Below are 15,034 nucleotides of genomic sequence, written 5' to 3'. Positions count from 1 at the left end.
CACCCCGAGAATGGGCGCCCATGAGCGGGTCCCCGTTCGTCGACTTCGACCGCAGTTCGTGGGCCGCGCTCAGTGAGGGCGGCCCCGGTGCCCCGGTCGAGTCCGACGACCTCCCCCTGACCGGCGCCGAGCTGGACGAGCTCGCCTCGCTGGGCGACCCCGTCGACCTCGCCGAGGTCCGGGACGTCTACCTCCCGCTGTCGCGGCTGCTCGACCTGCACGTGCGGGCCACGTCCGGGCTCCTGGAGGCCTACCGGACCTTCCTGCGCCAGGACGAGGAGCCGACCCCGTTCGTCGTCGGGATCGCCGGCTCGGTGTCGGTGGGCAAGTCGACCACCGCCCGCCTGCTGCGCCTGCTGCTGGCCCGCTGGGACGACCACCCGAACGTCGCGCTGGTGACCACCGACGGGTTCCTCTACCCGAACGCCGAGCTGGAGCGGCGCGGGATCATGGCGCGCAAGGGCTTCCCGGAGTCCTACGACCGGCGGGCCCTGCTGCGCTTCGTCTCCGACATCAAGGCGGGCAAGCCCGAGGTCCCCGCGCCGGTGTACTCCCACCTCGTCTACGACGTCCTCGACGAGCAGCGGTCGGTCGCGCGCCCCGACATCCTCGTGCTCGAGGGCCTCAACGTCCTCCAGCCCGCCCCGCAGACCGGGGAGCGCGCGAGCGCCCTCGCGGTCAGCGACCTCATCGACTTCTCGATCTACGTCGACGCGCACCCCACCGACGTGCGCCGCTGGTACATCGAGCGGTTCCTCGCGCTGCGTGAGACCGCGTTCCGCGACCCCGCGTCCTACTTCCGCCGGTTCGCCGAGATGGACGAGGAGAGCGCCCGCAACCGGGCCGCCGAACTGTGGGACACGATCAACGGCCCGAACCTGCGCGAGAACATCGCGCCCACCCGGTCGCGGGCCGGCCTGGTGCTCACGAAGGGCCCCGACCACGCCGTGCGACGGGTCCGGCTCCGCAAGCTCTGACCGGCGGCCGGACGGAGCAGCGCCGCCGGAGCAAATCGGACCAAAGCGGCACGAAGAACCCTCCCGGTGCTGTGGCGGGTGCCCGCGGGGTGGGATAGTGAGGTATGGCAACGGCCCCAGCAGCGACGAGCGGCTCCCCGATGGGGGTCGGCGGCGCGACCGATCCGGACGACCCGATGCTCCCCGCGCGCCTGCGTCTGGCCGTCGGTCGGCTGAACCGGCGCATCCGCGTCGACTCGGCCGCCGTGCTGCCCCCGCTGCAGACCTCCGTGCTGGTCACCCTCGAGGAGCACGAGCCGCTGCGCCTGTCCGAGCTCGCCCGGCGGGAGGCCGTCACCCCGCCCACGATGAGCCGGGTCCTCGCGGCGCTCGACGACGCCGGGCTGCTGGTCCGCACGCCCGACCCGCAGGACGCCCGGTCGGCGCTCGTCGAGCTCTCCGCGGAGGGGCGCGCGATGATCGAGCGGCTGCGCACCGAGCGGACGGCGCTGCTCGCCGAGCGCCTCGAGCGGCTGCCCTCCGACCAGCGCGACGCCCTCGCGGCGGCCCTCCCGGCCCTCGAGGCCCTGGTGACCCTCCCGTCCGAATAGCCGGAACCGCTTGTCCGTCGGCCTCCGGACGGGCATGCTCGGCCGTCGCCACCTCCGGGTGTGGTCGAGGCGTCGGGGCCCGATCCGTGCACCCGGGCCGTTCGACGGCAGGAACCCCCAGTGAGCATCGACGACCAGCAGCCCCCGGTGTACCGCGCCCCGGTCCGCCGCCTGCAGCCGCCGCAGGTGGCCGACGAGCGGGAGGCGCTCGAGGGGTGGCTCGATCACTTCCGGTCGCAGGTGATCGCCAGCCTCGACGGGCTCCCACCCGAGGCGCTGCGCCGGCAGGTCCCCGAGGGGGGCGCGAGCCTGATCGGGATCGTCCGGCTGCTGACCGACCTCGAGCGCACCTGGCTGGTCGAGCGCTGGGGCGAGCGGGGCGGCCGGGCCGCCTACTCGTTCAGCTACGTCGACGACTCCAACGCCGAGATCCGGGTCAGCGACCTCGACCAGCCCGAGGTGCTCGTCGGGGCCTACCAGGAGGTCTGCGAGCAGGGCCGCGACGCGCTCGCGGGCGCGGAGTCGCTGGACGACGCCGTCCGGGACGACCGCCGCGGCCACATCGAGCTGCGCTGGATCCTGCTGCACCTGATCACCGAGACGGCGCTGCGCGCGGGCCAGGCCCAGCTCCTCCGCGCGGTGGTGGTCGCGGAGGCCCGCTGACGGCGACTAGCTCCGCGCGACCTCGACGACGAACGGGTCGCCGAAGCTGATCAGGCCGGTGATGCCGCGCGACTCGTCCAGCGGCGTCTCGTAGGACCACGCGCCGTCGACGTGGGTGGTGCCGCCGGTCCCGACCGTCCAGTAGGTCGACACGCCCTTGTAGGGGCAGGTCGTGACGGTGTCGGTGGCCGTGAGGTCGGCCCGTACGTCGGCGCGGGGGAGGTAGAACCGCACGCCGAGCCCGGTCTCGTCGAGCAGCACCGCGTTCGACGAGTCGGCCACCACGGTGCCGTCGGGGGCGGTGACGGTGACCGGGCGGCTCGTCGGGCGCAGGTCGACGCGGTGGTAGGGGTCGGGCAGGTGGCCGAGCACCTCGACGTCCTCGTCGAGCCACGTGTCGGCGGCGCTCATCGGCAGCGCGACGAGTCCCGTGAGCCAGGCGGCGTCGGGCTTGGGGTCGGGGTAGGACCAGACCGCGTCGGGGATCGTCCGGTCCCCGACCGTGAGGTGCTGGTAGCTCGCGTCACCCTTGAAGGGGCAGTGGGTCGAGGTGTCCGAGGGCGAGAGCAGGTCGGCCCGGACGTCCTCGGCGGGCAGGTAGAGCTGCGGGCCGAGCCCGGTCTCGTGCAGCAGCGAACCGCGCACCGTGTCGAGCACGGTCACGCCGTCGACGACCGCCCGCACCCGGCGGCCGAAGGGCTGGAGCAGCAGGGAGTGGGCGGGGCCCTCGACGGTGAAGGTCCGGGTCTCGGTCAGGCCCCGCGACAGCGGGCCGCCGGAGCGGGTGAGCGACATGTGTCCTTCGTACCCGTGAGCACTTTCCGGTGCCATGGCTCCCGGAAAGTGCTCACGAGCGCGGAGCGCACACCGCGAACACCGGGTCGCCGGCCGACGGGCGCTCCTCGGCCACGGGCTCGCCGAACGCCCCCGAGGCACGGAAGTAGTCGGTCACGATCCGCACGTGCCCGGCGTCGTCGGTGGAGAGCCAGCCGCGCACGGCCTTCGTCGGGAAGCAGCGGTTGGAGAACGTCACCGCGAACTTCCCGCCGGGACGCAGCACCCGCGCCACGTCGCGGAACACCGACACCGGGTCGGTGAGGTAGTCGACGGACATCGAGCACACCACCGTGTCGAACGACCCGTCGTCGAAGGGCACGCGCGGGTCGGCGTTGAGGTCGTGGACCACGCGCTCGTGCGCCCAGGTGTTGGCGCGCATCTCGGCGTCGTTCATGCCGAGCACGGTCAGCCGGCGGGGCGGGGTGGACATGTGGGAGACCCACGACGACATCAGGTCGAGGACGTCGCCGTCGACGCCCACCTCGTCGTAGTAGGCGCTGACCGAGGCGATCGCGCCCTCGTCGATGTGCTGGACCAGGCGCGGCATGCCGTAGAACACGGTGTCGTCGCGCGGGTCCGAACGGTCGAAGAAGCCGGCGGGGAAGGACACGGAGATCGGAGTGCCCACGGGTCGCGCACCTCATTCGCGGGCACACCGGCGGGATGCAGCCCGAACCGGTCACCGCGCAGGCCCCGCCCTTCCGGGGCCCGACGATGATGACGCAGGCCTGGCGCGACGCCGCCTTCCTGCACTGGGCCGTCGACCCCGCCGACGTCGCGCCGTTCCTGCCGCCCGGAGTGCGGCCCGACGTGCACGACGGCGCCACCTACGTGGGGCTCATCCCGTTCCGCATGGTCGGCGCCGGGGTGTCCCGCGGGCCGGCCGTGCCGTGGTTCGGGACGTTCCTCGAGACCAACGTCCGGCTCTACACCGTCGACGACTCCGGGCGGCGCGGCATCGTCTTCCGCTCGCTCGACGCCTCCCGGCTCGCGGTGGTGATCGGGGCGCAGGCGGCGTTCGGGCTGCCCTACCGGTGGGCGCGGATGTCGTTCCGGCACACCGACGGGGAGCTGACCTACCGCTGCGCGACGTGGACCGGCGGGCACCGCAGCGTCGTCGCGATCCGGCCCGGCGACCCGGTCGAGGACGAGCTGACCACGTTCCTCACCGCGCGCTGGGGGCTGCACGAGCGCCACCTCGGCGTCCCGCTGTACGTCCCGAACGTCCACGGCCCGTGGCCGCTGCGCCGGGCCGAGCTCACCGCGTTCGACGACGACCTCGTCCCCGCCGCCGGGTTCCCGATGCTGGCGGGCCGGGCGCCCGACCTCGTGCACTACTCCCCGGGGGTCGAGGTGCGCTTCGGGCTGCCGTGGACGCGGACCGAGCTCGCCGCCGGCTAGCGACGCCGACCCGGCTCTAGACCGAGGCGAGCCAGGCCGCCCACTGGGCCTGGAGGCGGTCGGCCACCGCGTCGTCGCCGAAGAGCAGGGCGTGCACCTCGTGGACCGGGGGCGTGCCGGCGGTGGAGAGGACGGCCAGCCCGGGCGCGGGCTCGTCGATCAGCACCAGGGCCGCGCTGTGGTGGTGCCCGCCGCGCCGCTCGAGGCACGTCCCGGCCATCGCCGGCAGCCCGCGGAACGTCGAGACCGGCTGGCCCGGGACCAGCACCCCCACCTGGGACAAGAACCGGGCGTGCGCCTGCTCGTGGGTGGAGCCCGCGCCGCGCCCCCGCGAGGGCCCCCAGGCGTGCACCTCGGTGCCCGGCGGGTCGGGGAAGTGCTCGAGGTGGGCCGCGAGCACGGTGAGCACGGTCGTCATGCGCTCGCGGTGGGCGTCGGCGTCGGCGGCGTCGGTGAACCCGGCGGTGCTGGTCACGACGACCGCCGTCCGGTCGGCCCGGGCCTGCAGCGTCCAGGTGGTGCGCAGCGGCCCGGCGCCCTCGTCGATCCCGGTGACCAGCGGGTCGCGCTCGAGGACCTGCACCGGGACGTCGCTGGTGGCCACGGCGATCTCGCCGCCGGCGCGGGAGACCACGCCCGACGGGCGCAGCCACACCGTCACCGAGTCGGCGAGGCTCGCCCGCACCCGGCCCGGGTCGGCGGCGATCTCGACCGCCATCTCGACGGGGGCCAGGGGCTCGATCGCCGCGTCGGTCACCGCCCCACTGTGTCAAGCCCTCCCCGATGGGCCCACTGCAGGTCGGCGAACACCGCCACGGCCGCGGCCTGGGCCAGCACGACGACCGCGCCGAGCGTCGTGAGCCGGTCCCAGGCCCCGACGACGAGCGCCGCGCTCATCAGCACCCAGGCGGTGTTGCCGAGCACGACGACGAGGGTGAGGCCGCGCGGGACCGGCGTCATCCGGGCCAGCCCGACGAGGCCGAGGGCGTAGACGACGAGGAACACCCCGACGCCGAGCAGGAGCGCCGCCGGCAGCCCGAGGAGGTCGTCGAGGGCGGTGGAGCCGACGAGCCCGGCGAGCCCGAGGGCACCGGACGCCGCGGCGTCGAGGAGGAGGACCCGCCGGAGCGGGGTCCGGGAGCGGGTGGCGGTCGTCGTGGTCGTCATGGGAGCAACGGTGGCTCCCGGGAGGTCGTCGGGTCGATGACCTCCGAGGTCATGGGAGCGGCTCAGCTCGCCGGCAGCACCGGTACCCCGGCCCGGTCGAGTGCCTCGGTGGTGTCGGTGGGCGTGCCGTCGGTGACCACGCCGGCGACGCGCGAAACGGGCAGGACCGTGTACGGCGAGACGGCCCCGAGCTTCTCGGCGCTGGCGAGCACCCAGGTCTCGGCGGCGCGGCCGGCCAGGGTCCGCTTCATCGCCGCCTCGTCGGCGTCGCCGGTGGTCAGCCCGTGGGTGGGGTGCACCCCGGTGACGCCGAGCAGGAAGAGGTCGGCGGCGATCCCGGCGGCGGCCTCGGCCGCGGCGGCGCCGCAGGTGACCGCGGAGTGCTTGAACAGCCGCCCGCCGAGCAGGAAGACCTCGACGCCGGGGTGACGGACCAGGGCCACCGCGATGGTGGGGCTGTGGGTGATGACGGTGCAGGTCAGCGCCGGGTCCAGAGCGTCGACCACAGCCGAGGTGGTGGTGCCGCCGTCGAGGATGACGGTGCTCCCGGGCTGGACCAGCTGCGCGGCGCGGTCGGCGACCCGGCGCTTGCTGTCCGGGGCGACGGTGGTGCGCGTGGCGTAGTCGGCCGCGGCGGGGGAGGACCGCACCGCCCCGCCGTAGACGCGCTGGCACAGGCCCGCCGCCGCCAGCTCCCGCAGGTCGCGTCGCACGCTGTCCTCGGACAACCCCAGCTCGCCCGCGATCTCCTTGGCGACGATCTTCCCGTCGGCCTCGAGCCGGGCCAGCAGGTAGTCACGCCGCTCCGCTGCCAGCATGCGCACTCCTTCTTGTTTGTGCACGATTCTGCACGTACTCTACCGCCATGACCGATCGACCTCTCCTCATCCTCATCGCCGGCCCCTACCGCTCCGGCACCGGCGGCGACCCCGACGCGATCGCGGCCAACCTCGACCGGCTCGAGCAGGCCTCGTGGCCGGTCTTCGCCGCGGGCCACGTCCCGATCATCGGGGAGTGGGTCGCCCTCCCGGTGCTGCGGACCGCGGGCGCCGGCCTCGACGACCCCCTGGCGGAGCAGGTGCTCTACCCCACCGCACAGCGCCTGCTCGAGCACTGCGACGCCGTCCTCCGGCTGCCGGGGGAGTCCGCCGGCGCCGACCAGGACGTCGCCATCGCCGAGCGTCGGGGCCTGCCCGTCTACCACCGCGTCGAGGACATCCCGACCCGCGTGCCGGCGGAACGGTGACCACCGGTACGCGGTCGTCCGGACCCGTCGAGGTGCTCCGCTACACCGCCTTCACGACGACGCCCGCCGGCGGCAACCCGGCCGGCGTCGTCCTGCGGGCCGACGGGCTCGACCCCGCCGGCATGGCCCGGATCGCCGCCGACGTGGGGTTCTCCGAGACCGCGTTCCTCTCGGCCGCACCGCCCGACGCGACGCCCGCCCCGGACGAGACCCACTGCACGGTCCGCTACTTCAGTCCCCGCGCCGAGGTGCCGTTCTGCGGGCACGCCACGATCGCCGCCGCGGTCGCCCGGGCCGCCCGCGAGGGCACGGGCACGCTCGTGCTGCACACCCGGTCGGGGCGGGTGCCCGTGCGGACGCGGTGGGAGGGCGACGCGCTCACAGCCACCCTCACCAGCGTGCCGCCCCGGGTCCTCCCCGTCGACGACGCCGACGTGGACCGCACGCTGGACCTCCTGGGCTGGCGCCGGGACGAGCTCGACCCGCGGCTGCCGCCGCGCGTGGCCTTCGCCGGCGCCCACCACCTGGTGCTGGCCGCGGCCACCCGCTCGCGGCTCGCGCGCCTGGAGTACGACCTCGAGGCCCTCGGCGAGCTCATGGCGGCCCGGGACTGGACCACGCTCCAGCTCGTCCACCGCACCGGACCACGGGGGTTCGACGTCCGCGACCCCTTCCCGCCCGGCGGGGTGTTCGAGGACGCCGCGACCGGCGCGGCGGCGGCGGCCCTCGGGGCCTATCTCGCCGACCTCGGAGCGATCGAGCCGCCGGTCCGGCTGACGCTCGCGCAGGGCCACGACATGGGTCGGCCGAGCACGCTGCTCGTCGACGTCGCGGCCGACCCGGGCCGGGGTGTCGACGTCACCGGGTCCGCGGTCCCCCTCGCCTGAGGGGCGTCCTCACGCGAGGCAGGTGAGCGGGCGGCCGCCGTTGTAGGTGACCATGTCGCCGAGCGCGCCGGGGAAGTCGATCGGCCCGCCGCGCTGGTGCTCGGGCACGGTGAGGTCGGCGTAGGCGCGGTGCAGGTTCCCGACGATGCGTTCGGGGTCGGTCCACTCGGCGTAGGCGCCGAGGTCGGTGCCGCGGGCGAGCTCGAGGGGCGGGACGCCGGCGGCGTGGCCGTCGCGGGCGACGTCGCGGACGAAGCGCAGGTAGCCCAGCACCTCGTCGATCATCTCCGGGCCGCCGACCGGCCCGTGGCCGGGGACGATCGTGCGGGCGCCGAGTGGCTTCACGAAGCCCTCGAGGACCTCGATGGCGCCGAGCACCGACCCGGAGAGCAGGAACGGGGTGCCGCCGTGGAAGAGCAGGTCGCCGGCGAAGAGCACCGACTGCTCGGGCAGCCAGACGACGACGTCGTTGGTGGTGTGGGCGGGGCCGCCGCAGTAGAGCAGGTCGGCGCGCTGGTCGTCGGCCCACAGGGTCATGCGGTCGGTGAAGGTGAGGAACGGCAGGGCGAGTTCGAGGTCGCCGTAGTCGACGTCGCTCCAGATCCCGGAGTTGTGCGGCAGCCCGAGGGCCCGCATCTCGGGGCGGGCGTTGTCGTGGGCGACGATCGCCGCGCCGGAAAACAGGCCGTTGCCGGCGGTGTGGTCGGGGTGGTGGTGGGTGTTCACCAGCGTGCGGATCGGCGCGGTGGTGACGCCGGCGATGGCGTCGAGGAAGTTGCGGGTGCGGCGTTCGGTGGCGCAGCTGTCGATGGCGCTGACCCCGTCGCGGGCGACGAGGAACCCGGTGTTGTTGATCATCCAGCTGCCGTCGGGCTGGATGTGGGCGAACACGCCGTCGCCCACCTCCACCAGCTCCGACTCCGGTGACGCGTCGACGTGGAGGGCAGGGGGTCGGCTCATCGGCTCATCCTCGGGGTTCGCGCGGCAGGTCGCCCGGGTGGACCACGAGCACGGGGCACCGCGCGTTCACCACGACCCCGAGCACCACCGACCCGATGAGGCGGCTCGTCAGCGCCCCGCGTCCCCGGTCGCCGATGACCGGCAGGAGGGACCGCGCGCTCAGCCGGCACAGCACGTCGCTGGGGGAGCCCGTGCGGATGCCGACCCGGACGGCGGGAGCGACCACGCCGCGCTCCCGCTGCTCCGCGACCACCTCATCGACGAACTGCTGCGCGGCGCCGCGGACCTCGCCGACGGCCCGCTCGTCGAGGACCGTGGCGACCCGCGGTGCCCAGGCGGCCTGGGAGTGGTGGATGGTCACCGCGAGGACGGGCGCCTGGCGCCGGTGGGCCTCCTCGATGCCGTAGGTCAGGGCCGCGCGGGCCCCGGCGGAGTCGTCGATCCCGACGACGATCGCGCCGGTCGCCGCTGCCAGGAGGTCGTCCTCGGCCATGGTCCCGCCTTCCTGGGGTCTTCACCGACATCGCGGATTCCGACGATCTGCGGGGTGATCCGCTCCGGGGATTAGACGTCAGATGTGCCGCCGAGGTCACGTCGGGACGCGAATGCTGCGGCATTCGTGTCCCCCGACATCCAGCAATTCGGACAATCGGGTGGGAAACGCGTCGCAGCCTCCCGACTTCTCCGATGCGGGTCTGTAACAGTTCCGAGACCTGGTCCGAGGAGTAGCCGAGTGCCCGGCGGACCGTCGGGCCCAGGGGGTGGGGGAGCGGGAATGGGACCGTCGGTTTCGGCAGGTCAGGCGGCTGGTTCGAGCGGCGCGCAGCGCCCGGGGCGCCACCGCGCCCGGCGCCCGCTGGTGGTCGTCGCGCTCGTCGCGGCCCTGGCCGCCGGCCTCGGCGCCCTGATCGTGGGCCCGACGATGGGATCGGCGGCGGCACCGCGGCGGACCTGCGAGCAGTTCGGGTCCATGGGCGTCTCGGGCGACAAGTACGTCATCCAGAACAGCCGCTGGGGTGCGAGCACCGCCCAGTGCATCACCGAGAACGGGCCCACCGGGTTCATCGTCGACACCGCCGAGCACACGAACAACCAGGGCCCGGCCGGCTACCCGTCGATCTACCGCGGCTGCAACTACGGCTACTGCACCAAGGACTCGCCGTTCCCCGCGATGGTCTCCCAGCTCGGGACCGTCCGGTCCTCCTGGGACACCTCGGGCCCCACCGCCGTCCCGGCTGCCGTGCCCGCGACGACGACGACGAAGGCCGCGACGACCACCAAGGCGCCCGCGGGCACCACGACGGCCCCCGGCGCGACGCCCACCACGGCGCCCGCCGCCACGACCACGGCGGCCCCCGCGAGCCGGGTCCAGCAGTACAACACCGCCTACGACGTCTGGTTCCACCCGACGAAGGACTACGCGGGCCGCCCGGCCGGCGCCGAGATGATGATCTGGCTCAACCGGACCTCGTGGGTGCAGCCGATCGGCAAGCCCTACTACGACGTCACGATCGCCGGGACCAAGTGGACCGTCTGGTACGGCGCCGCCAACCCGCCCGTCATCTCCTACGTCCGCAAGACCCCGGTGACCTCGGTGAAGGACCTGCCGATCGAGGCCTTCACCCGCGACGCGATGCTCCGGGGGGTCGTCAAGCCCACCTGGTACATGCAGAGCGTCCAGGCCGGGTTCGAGCCCTGGACCGGCGGCACCGGCCTGACGACGAAGTCGTTCTCGGTCACACGCAACGGCAAGTAGGACCCCGCGGGGTCCGGCCCGGCTCACCGGCGGCGCTCAGGCGCCCCGGGAGTCGGGCACCTCGGCGTAGTCGGGGAGCTCGACCCCGTTGATCGCGCGGTCCGCCAGCGCCATGACCGCCTCCATGTCGACCGCGTCCGGCTCGGCGTCCGACCCGGACGCGTCCAGGCTCTGCACGTGCATGCGGCCGATCTCCTGGTTGGCCTCGACGAACGGCCGCATCCGCCGCTCGTACCCGGCGAACCCCGCCCCGGGATCCCAGCCGGCGGCGGCGAGCTCCCCGGCGAGCAGGTAGGCGCCGACGAGCGCGATCCCGGTGCCCTGTCCGGACATCGGCGACGAGCTGCACGCCGCGTCCCCGAGCAGCCCCACCCGCCCGCCCGACCACCGGTCCATCACCACCTGGGCGACCTGGTCGAGGTAGAAGTCCGGGGTGTCGTCCAGGTGCGCGAGGAGGCGCGGGGTCGACCAGCCCAGGTCGGCCACGCGGTCGCGCAGCAGGCGCTTCTGGGCCGGGACGTCGCGGGGGTCGACGTCGAAGGCGGGCGCGGGGAAGGAGAACATCGCCATCGCCCGGGTGGCGTCCTGGATCGGCCGCAGGAGCGCGGAACGCCCGGACTCCCGGTCCTGGTACTGCAGCAGCCAGCGGTCCAGCCCGAACTCGTTGGGCAGGCTGTAGAAGGCGAGCACCAGCCCGAGGTGGCGGACGAACCGCTCGTGCGGCCCGAAGGTCATCGCCCGCAGCGCCGAGTGCAGCCCGTCCGCCCCGATCACCAGGTCGAACCGCCGCCGGTCGCCGCCCGCGAGGAGCACGTCGACCCCGTCCGCGTCCTGGGTCAGCTCGGCGATCCGGTCGCCGAAGACGTACTCGACACCGTCCCGGGTGTCGTCGTGCAGCACCTGCGACAGGTCCCCGCGCAGGATCTCGATCTCGGCGATGTAGCCGTCGCCGCCGTGGTCCTCCGCCCGGTGGGTCTCCAGCACGGTCCCGTCCGCGGCCACGGTGTAGGCGCCGAGGGTCTCGGTGCGGGCCGCCCGGACCGCCTCGTCCAGCCCCATGCGCCGGATGACCTCCCGGGTCACCCCGCGCGCGTCCACCGCCTGCCCGCCGGGTCGGAGACCCGGGGCCCGCTCCACCACGGTCACCTCGGCGCCCCGTCGGTGCAGCCAGTGGGCCAGCGCGGGACCCGCGATGCTCGCGCCCGCCACGAGGACCTTGACGTCGCACTTGTTTTTCACAAGTGTGAGCCTCGCACGGCCCGGACCCCGAGGAGAAGAGCCCCGATGAGCGTGACCGCGATGTTCGTCAACCTGCCGGTGACCGACCTGGAGCGGGCGAAGGCCTTCTACACGGCCGTCGGCTTCACCATCGACCCGAGGTTCTCGGACCACAACGCCGCCTGCGTCGTCGTCGAGGACGGCCACAGCTACGTCATGATCCAGACGCGCGAGTTCTTCCAGACGATGACCGAGCTGTCGATCGGCGACCCGGCGGTGCACCCGACGGCGGCGACCGCGGTCTTCCTCGAGAGCCGGGAGGCCGTCGACGCCGCGGTGGCCGCCGGGGTCGCCGCGGGCGGGTCCGAGCCCGGGCCGCCCGCGGACCACGGCTTCATGTACCAGCGCCCGCTCGCCGACCCCGACGGCAACGTCGTCGACCTCGGCTGGATGGACCCGGCCGCGATCGAGCAGGGCCCCGAGGTCCTCGCGAGTCAGCAGGTCTGAGGCCCGTGGCCCCCCGGGAGTACGGCCAGTACGACGGCATCACGCGGGCGATGGAGCTCGTCGGCGAACGCTGGGCGCTGCTCATCGTCCGCGACCTGCTCGTCGGGCCGCGCCGCTACGGCGAGCTCGCCGCGGGGCTCCCGCGGATCCCGAGCAACGTCCTGGCGGCGCGGCTCAAGGAACTGCAGGCGGCCGGCGTCCTGCGCCGGGCCCCGCGGTCGCGCGTGGTCATCTACGAGCTGACGCCCTACGGGCGCGAGCTCGAGCCCGTCGTGCTGGCGCTCGGGGCGTGGGGCTTCAAGGCGATGGGCGACCCGCGCGAGGAGCAGATCCTCAGCCCGGACGCGATGACCATCTCCCTGCGCACCGCCTTCCGACCGCAGGTGGCGGCGACCCTGCCCGCGACCGCCTACGCGGCGCACGTCGGCCCCGCCGAGCTGCGGATCCAGGTCGACGGCCCCACCCTCGACGTCACCCGCGAGGACGGGCCGGCCGACCTCGCCTTCGCCACGGGCCCGGGCATCCACCGGCTCCTCACCGGGGAGCTCGCCCCGGCGCGGGCGATCGAGACCGGTGTGGTCGAGGTGCTGCGCGGGCCCGGCGACCTCCTCGGCCGCTTCGCGGAGACGTTCCACCTGGCCGCCTGACGACGTCACCGGACGGCCGTGCCGGCCCGGTGGCAGGGAACGGCGGCCGCGCGCTGCCATCGAAAGGTGCAGGTCGTCGTGGCCATGACCTCGGAGGTCATGGCCGCCGTTCCCGCCGCGTCCTACCGTTCCGGCCCATGAGCACCGCCGGGACGATGCTCCGGGGATGGCGCACCCGCCGTCGCCGGAGCCAGATGGACCTCGCGCTGGAGGCCAACGTCTCCACGCGGCACCTGAGCTTCGTCGAGACCGGCAAGGCGCACGCGAGCCGCGCCCTGCTGATCGACCTCGCGACGCGACTCGAGGTCCCGCTGCGCGAGCGCAACGCCCTGCTGCTCGCCGCGGGCTACGCCCCGAGCTACCCCGAGTCGGTCCTCGACGACCTCTCGGCGGTCCGCGAGGCGCTGCACCACCTGGTCACCGGCCACGAGCCGTACCCGGCGCTCGTCGTCGACCGTCGCGGGGACGTGGTGCTGACCAACGGCGCGGTCACCACGCTGCTCGCGGGCCTCGACCCCGCGTTCCTCGCCCCGCCGGTCAACATCTACCGGCTGGCCCTGCACCCCGGGGCGCTCGCCCCGCGCATCCGCAACCGCGCGCAGTGGTCGGGCCACCTGCTCCACCGGCTCGACCGCCTCGTCGACCTCACCGGCGACCCGCGGCTCGTCGCGCTGCGGGCCGAGGTGGGGCCGTGGGTCCCCGACGATCGCACGGTGCCGGTGCTCGACCGGGCCGCGCAGCTGATGCTGCCCCTGCACCTGGAGCACCCCGAGCTGGGGGAGCTGCGCTTCTACTCGACGATCACGCACTTCGGGGCGGCGTTCGACGTCACCCTCGACGAGCTCTCCATCGAGACGTTCGTCCCGGCCGACGCGGCGACCCGGGAGGCCCTCGGGAGTGCTCAGCCCACCGCGGTGCCCAGCAGCATGCCGATGCCGTAGGTCGCGGCGAGGCCGACCGCCCCGCCGAGGCAGACCCGCAGGACGGCCTTGACCGGAGGGGCCCCGCCGAGCCGCGCCGAGACCCAGCCGGCGACCGCCAGCGCGAGCAGCACCGCCACGAACGTCACGGGCACCCGCCACGCCAACGGCGGCAGCAGGATCGCGAGCAGGGGCAGCACGCCGCCGAGGGTGAACGCGACCGCGGAGGTCAGTGCGGCCTGCGTCGGGCTGGTGAGGTCGTCGGGGTCGATCTTCAGCTCGGCCTCGACGTGCGCGGCGAAGGCGTCGTGCGCCGAGAGCTCGCGGGCCACCTGCATCGAGGTCTCCTCGCTCAGCCCCTTCGACCGGTAGATCGCGGCGAGCTCCGCGAGCTCGTCCTCCGGGTCCTCGCGGAGCTCCCGCTCCTCCTTGGCGAGCATCGCCTTCTCGGCGTCGCGCTGGCTCGACACCGACACGTACTCGCCGAGCGCCATGGACACCGCGCCCGCGACGAGGCCGGCCACGCCCGCCGTGAGGAGCGGGGCGCTGTCGATGGTCGCGCCGGCCACGCCGAGGACGATGCCGGCGGTCGAGACGATGCCGTCGTTGGCGCCGAGGACACCGGCCCGCAGCCGGTTGAGGCGGTTCTCGTTCTGCTCGACGTGCGGCTCGTCCGCGTGGGTCGGGAGGGCGGCATCGGTCACGGCCGCGAGTAGATCAGCTCCACCGCTCCCCGGCCACGCAGGCCAGCCTGCCCTGCGATCAGCCCAGCCTGCCCTCGTCGAGGAGCCCGGCGAGGGTGGTGTCGAGCTCGTCGAGCAGGGCCTCGGTGTGCTCGAGCTGCGGACGGGGGTGGGGGTCGAGCATCGCGTCGAGGGCCTCGGCGAGGGGGGCGAAGAAGGCGTACGCACGCTCGTTCGTCCCCGGGCCGCTGCGCAGCGAGACGACCCGGCGGTCGGTGTGCTCCCGGCTGCGGACGACGTAGCCCGCGGCCTCGAGCCGGTTGAGCAGGATCGTCGTCGCGCCCGAGGTGAGCCCGAGGCGCCGGGCGAGCCGGGCGGGGGTGATCGGGGTCCCGCTGTCCTCCGCCGTGAGGATCTCGGTCAGTGCGGTCGCGTCGGTGGCGTGCAGCCCGAGGTGGTCGGCGAAGCGCCGGGTGATCTCCGCGTACCGCGCGCCGAAGGACCGCAGCCCCGTGAGCAGCCGGTTCCGGTGGGCCGCCACCTCGTCGTCCATGGCGTCGGACTCTAGTACCCGC

20 protein-coding genes are annotated in these 15,034 nt (G+C 74.3%); 10 read left to right on the top strand and 10 right to left on the bottom strand.

Annotated elements, in window-relative coordinates:
* The first annotated feature begins 20 nt into the window (after positions 1–20).
* The 3 genes from coaA (at position 21) to ACFPBZ_RS20195 (ending at position 2,230) form a co-directional block, all read left to right on the top strand.
* Entirely contained in the window at positions 21–977 is a 957-nt protein-coding gene (gene coaA / locus ACFPBZ_RS20205; RefSeq protein ID WP_378037901.1) for a type I pantothenate kinase, read from the top strand.
* A 104-nt stretch (positions 978–1,081) separates the two neighbouring features.
* The gene (locus tag ACFPBZ_RS20200) at positions 1,082–1,567 is read left to right on the top strand and encodes a MarR family winged helix-turn-helix transcriptional regulator (protein WP_378037900.1); all 486 of its coding nucleotides are present in this window, start codon (positions 1,082–1,084) and stop codon (positions 1,565–1,567) included.
* Positions 1,568–1,687: 120 nt separating this feature from the next.
* Entirely contained in the window at positions 1,688–2,230 is a 543-nt protein-coding gene (locus ACFPBZ_RS20195; protein WP_378037899.1) for a mycothiol transferase, read from the top strand.
* Positions 2,231–2,236: 6 nt separating this feature from the next.
* Here ACFPBZ_RS20195 and ACFPBZ_RS20190 read toward each other — a convergent pair whose 3' ends face one another.
* The gene (locus tag ACFPBZ_RS20190; protein ID WP_378037898.1) at positions 2,237–3,025 is read right to left on the bottom strand and encodes a DUF427 domain-containing protein; all 789 of its coding nucleotides are present in this window, start codon (positions 3,023–3,025) and stop codon (positions 2,237–2,239) included.
* A gap of 52 nt (positions 3,026–3,077) precedes the next feature.
* Positions 3,078–3,695 (bottom strand): class I SAM-dependent methyltransferase, encoded by a 618-nt coding sequence (locus tag ACFPBZ_RS20185; RefSeq protein WP_378037897.1) that lies wholly within the window; start codon positions 3,693–3,695, stop codon positions 3,078–3,080.
* A 35-nt stretch (positions 3,696–3,730) separates the two neighbouring features.
* Between ACFPBZ_RS20185 and ACFPBZ_RS20180 the strand changes: the two genes are divergently transcribed.
* Positions 3,731–4,468, top strand: coding sequence for a YqjF family protein (locus ACFPBZ_RS20180; protein WP_378037896.1), 738 nt, complete (start codon positions 3,731–3,733; stop codon positions 4,466–4,468).
* Positions 4,469–4,484: 16 nt separating this feature from the next.
* Here the strand turns inward: ACFPBZ_RS20180 and ACFPBZ_RS20175 are convergent, their stop codons facing one another.
* From ACFPBZ_RS20175 to ACFPBZ_RS20165, 3 genes are all read right to left on the bottom strand, one after another.
* The gene (locus ACFPBZ_RS20175) at positions 4,485–5,225 is read right to left on the bottom strand and encodes an SRPBCC family protein (RefSeq protein WP_378037895.1); all 741 of its coding nucleotides are present in this window, start codon (positions 5,223–5,225) and stop codon (positions 4,485–4,487) included.
* On the bottom strand, positions 5,222–5,635 hold the full coding sequence (locus tag ACFPBZ_RS20170; RefSeq protein ID WP_378037894.1) for a hypothetical protein: 414 nt from the start codon (positions 5,633–5,635) through the stop codon (positions 5,222–5,224). The genes ACFPBZ_RS20175 and ACFPBZ_RS20170 overlap by 4 nt, the downstream gene beginning before the upstream one ends.
* A 62-nt stretch (positions 5,636–5,697) precedes the next feature.
* Positions 5,698–6,453: a DeoR/GlpR family DNA-binding transcription regulator gene (locus tag ACFPBZ_RS20165; RefSeq protein WP_378037893.1), complete on the bottom strand. Its 756-nt coding sequence runs from the start codon at positions 6,451–6,453 to the stop codon at positions 5,698–5,700.
* A 47-nt stretch (positions 6,454–6,500) separates the two neighbouring features.
* Between ACFPBZ_RS20165 and ACFPBZ_RS20160 the strand changes: the two genes are divergently transcribed.
* Both ACFPBZ_RS20160 and ACFPBZ_RS20155 read left to right on the top strand, forming a co-directional pair.
* Positions 6,501–6,881 carry a DUF4406 domain-containing protein gene (locus tag ACFPBZ_RS20160; RefSeq protein ID WP_378037892.1) on the top strand — a complete coding sequence of 127 codons (381 nt, stop codon included), beginning with the start codon at positions 6,501–6,503 and terminating at the stop codon, positions 6,879–6,881.
* Positions 6,878–7,768, top strand: a complete 891-nt coding sequence (locus ACFPBZ_RS20155) for a PhzF family phenazine biosynthesis protein (protein WP_378037891.1) — start codon at positions 6,878–6,880, stop codon at positions 7,766–7,768. Before ACFPBZ_RS20160 ends, ACFPBZ_RS20155 begins: the two co-directional genes overlap by 4 nt.
* A 9-nt stretch (positions 7,769–7,777) precedes the next feature.
* Here the strand turns inward: ACFPBZ_RS20155 and ACFPBZ_RS20150 are convergent, their stop codons facing one another.
* Both ACFPBZ_RS20150 and ACFPBZ_RS20145 read right to left on the bottom strand, forming a co-directional pair.
* On the bottom strand, positions 7,778–8,728 hold the full coding sequence (locus ACFPBZ_RS20150) for an MBL fold metallo-hydrolase (RefSeq protein WP_378037890.1): 951 nt from the start codon (positions 8,726–8,728) through the stop codon (positions 7,778–7,780).
* Positions 8,729–8,732: 4 nt separating this feature from the next.
* On the bottom strand, positions 8,733–9,221 hold the full coding sequence (locus ACFPBZ_RS20145) for a universal stress protein (protein ID WP_378037889.1): 489 nt from the start codon (positions 9,219–9,221) through the stop codon (positions 8,733–8,735).
* A 282-nt stretch (positions 9,222–9,503) separates the two neighbouring features.
* On the opposite strand from ACFPBZ_RS20145, the gene ACFPBZ_RS20140 reads away from it, so the two are divergent.
* The gene (locus ACFPBZ_RS20140; RefSeq protein WP_378037888.1) at positions 9,504–10,484 is read left to right on the top strand and encodes a GH12 family glycosyl hydrolase domain-containing protein; all 981 of its coding nucleotides are present in this window, start codon (positions 9,504–9,506) and stop codon (positions 10,482–10,484) included.
* A 36-nt stretch (positions 10,485–10,520) separates the two neighbouring features.
* Here the strand turns inward: ACFPBZ_RS20140 and ACFPBZ_RS20135 are convergent, their stop codons facing one another.
* The gene (locus ACFPBZ_RS20135) at positions 10,521–11,723 is read right to left on the bottom strand and encodes an FAD-dependent monooxygenase (protein WP_378037887.1); all 1,203 of its coding nucleotides are present in this window, start codon (positions 11,721–11,723) and stop codon (positions 10,521–10,523) included.
* Positions 11,724–11,768: 45 nt separating this feature from the next.
* Between ACFPBZ_RS20135 and ACFPBZ_RS20130 the strand changes: the two genes are divergently transcribed.
* From ACFPBZ_RS20130 to ACFPBZ_RS20120, 3 genes are all read left to right on the top strand, one after another.
* Complete coding sequence (locus ACFPBZ_RS20130) at positions 11,769–12,209, top strand: VOC family protein (protein ID WP_378037886.1); 441 nt, start codon at positions 11,769–11,771, stop codon at positions 12,207–12,209.
* A gap of 5 nt (positions 12,210–12,214) precedes the next feature.
* The gene (locus ACFPBZ_RS20125) at positions 12,215–12,856 is read left to right on the top strand and encodes a winged helix-turn-helix transcriptional regulator (protein WP_378037885.1); all 642 of its coding nucleotides are present in this window, start codon (positions 12,215–12,217) and stop codon (positions 12,854–12,856) included.
* 137 nt (positions 12,857–12,993) lie between these two features.
* The gene (locus ACFPBZ_RS20120; protein WP_378037884.1) at positions 12,994–13,797 is read left to right on the top strand and encodes a helix-turn-helix domain-containing protein; all 804 of its coding nucleotides are present in this window, start codon (positions 12,994–12,996) and stop codon (positions 13,795–13,797) included.
* Here the strand turns inward: ACFPBZ_RS20120 and ACFPBZ_RS20115 are convergent.
* Both ACFPBZ_RS20115 and ACFPBZ_RS20110 read right to left on the bottom strand, forming a co-directional pair.
* A complete protein-coding gene (locus tag ACFPBZ_RS20115) occupies positions 13,758–14,480 on the bottom strand; it encodes a VIT1/CCC1 transporter family protein (protein WP_378037883.1) in 723 nt (240 codons plus the stop codon). The genes ACFPBZ_RS20120 and ACFPBZ_RS20115 overlap by 40 nt on opposite strands.
* Positions 14,481–14,538: 58 nt before the next feature.
* A complete protein-coding gene (locus tag ACFPBZ_RS20110) occupies positions 14,539–15,012 on the bottom strand; it encodes a MarR family winged helix-turn-helix transcriptional regulator (RefSeq protein ID WP_378037882.1) in 474 nt (157 codons plus the stop codon).
* Positions 15,013–15,034 lie beyond the last annotated feature (22 nt).

The sequence above is a fragment of the Actinomycetospora atypica genome (assembly GCF_042653685.1).
GTDB lineage: Bacteria > Actinomycetota > Actinomycetes > Mycobacteriales > Pseudonocardiaceae > Actinomycetospora > Actinomycetospora atypica.
This window is presented reverse-complemented; position numbering and strand designations above follow the sequence as displayed.

Coding starts and splice junctions, on each gene's coding strand:
- ACFPBZ_RS20150 (WP_378037890.1), bottom strand. CDS start 8,728: ATGAGCCGACCCCCTGCCCTCCACGTCGACGCGTCACCGGAGTCGGAG.
- ACFPBZ_RS20140 (WP_378037888.1), top strand. CDS start 9,504: ATGGGACCGTCGGTTTCGGCAGGTCAGGCGGCTGGTTCGAGCGGCGCG.
- coaA (WP_378037901.1), top strand. CDS start 21: ATGAGCGGGTCCCCGTTCGTCGACTTCGACCGCAGTTCGTGGGCCGCG.
- ACFPBZ_RS20130 (WP_378037886.1), top strand. CDS start 11,769: ATGAGCGTGACCGCGATGTTCGTCAACCTGCCGGTGACCGACCTGGAG.
- ACFPBZ_RS20160 (WP_378037892.1), top strand. CDS start 6,501: ATGACCGATCGACCTCTCCTCATCCTCATCGCCGGCCCCTACCGCTCC.
- ACFPBZ_RS20145 (WP_378037889.1), bottom strand. CDS start 9,221: ATGGCCGAGGACGACCTCCTGGCAGCGGCGACCGGCGCGATCGTCGTC.
- ACFPBZ_RS20110 (WP_378037882.1), bottom strand. CDS start 15,012: ATGGACGACGAGGTGGCGGCCCACCGGAACCGGCTGCTCACGGGGCTG.
- ACFPBZ_RS20165 (WP_378037893.1), bottom strand. CDS start 6,453: ATGCTGGCAGCGGAGCGGCGTGACTACCTGCTGGCCCGGCTCGAGGCC.
- ACFPBZ_RS20180 (WP_378037896.1), top strand. CDS start 3,731: ATGCAGCCCGAACCGGTCACCGCGCAGGCCCCGCCCTTCCGGGGCCCG.
- ACFPBZ_RS20170 (WP_378037894.1), bottom strand. CDS start 5,635: ATGACGACCACGACGACCGCCACCCGCTCCCGGACCCCGCTCCGGCGG.
- ACFPBZ_RS20120 (WP_378037884.1), top strand. CDS start 12,994: ATGAGCACCGCCGGGACGATGCTCCGGGGATGGCGCACCCGCCGTCGC.
- ACFPBZ_RS20190 (WP_378037898.1), bottom strand. CDS start 3,025: ATGTCGCTCACCCGCTCCGGCGGCCCGCTGTCGCGGGGCCTGACCGAG.
- ACFPBZ_RS20200 (WP_378037900.1), top strand. CDS start 1,082: ATGGCAACGGCCCCAGCAGCGACGAGCGGCTCCCCGATGGGGGTCGGC.